This is a genomic window from uncultured Microbulbifer sp. (genome assembly GCF_947489355.1).
In the GTDB taxonomy this organism is placed as follows: Bacteria; Pseudomonadota; Gammaproteobacteria; order Pseudomonadales; family Cellvibrionaceae; genus Microbulbifer.
On the sequence record NZ_CANLDD010000161.1, the window covers coordinates 1 to 816 of the forward strand.

The 816-nt window shown below is 46.3% G+C and carries 1 protein-coding gene; it reads left to right on the top strand.

The annotated features are described in order from the left end of the window. Positions 1-662 (top strand): carboxylesterase family protein (locus Q1A48_RS21280; RefSeq protein ID WP_299948866.1); only part of this gene is annotated, 662 nt, incomplete at its 5' end. Positions 663-816 lie beyond the last annotated feature (154 nt).

Consider the following 816-nt stretch of genomic DNA (forward strand, 5'->3'; position numbering starts at 1 on the left):
AAAAGCGAGAAGCCTACGGGCAACTGGCCGCTTTTTCTAGCTCCATTGAGATATGCACTTACAAGTTGAATCTAGGAGAGGAATGGAATCTATTTAGCGCCATTAATTCAGAAATTTATGCATTGGATTTCCAAAAGATCTGCAATCACCTAGACTGGCTGCTCCCGGAAACAAAAATAAAACCGTTACTGGACCATTACTACCAATTGGCGTTATCCATTCAGAACAGCCCCTGGCCCCAGTGGAGTAAAGCCTGGAATCTGTTGTTAACCGATATGGTATTTACCTTACCCGGCTTGAGGCATTTGGCAAACCATCAAGGTGAAGGGTTTCACTACCATTTCACCCAGCCCCTGGTAGACCAACCTCTGCTTGGAGCCTGTCATGCCGTGGAATTGGGTTATGTATTTGGAACCCATGGTGAAAAATCCCTGCGCGGTCTCTACGGCGCAGATACGGACGCACATCTACTGTGTGCCTCTATGCAGGAAGCCTGGTTGAGTTTTGCAGAGACCGGCTGCCCCGGAGAAGACTGGCCCGTATTTTCAGGAAAACACAGTAAACGCTTTGGCAAGCATCCAACCGCACGGGCGTTTAATACCTCGGAGCTTCTGACCCTATGGCAGGATATACCTGATAAGGTCCTGCATGGCTATCTATAGCTGACATATTCATAGCCATTTGGCTATAAAAAATATAGTCCGCTCCAATAATGTTCTACTTCTGAAATACAATATACACCTAGATTCAACTTGTAAGTGCATATCTCAATGGAGCTAGAAAAAGCGGCCAGTTGCCCGTAGACTTCTCGCTTTT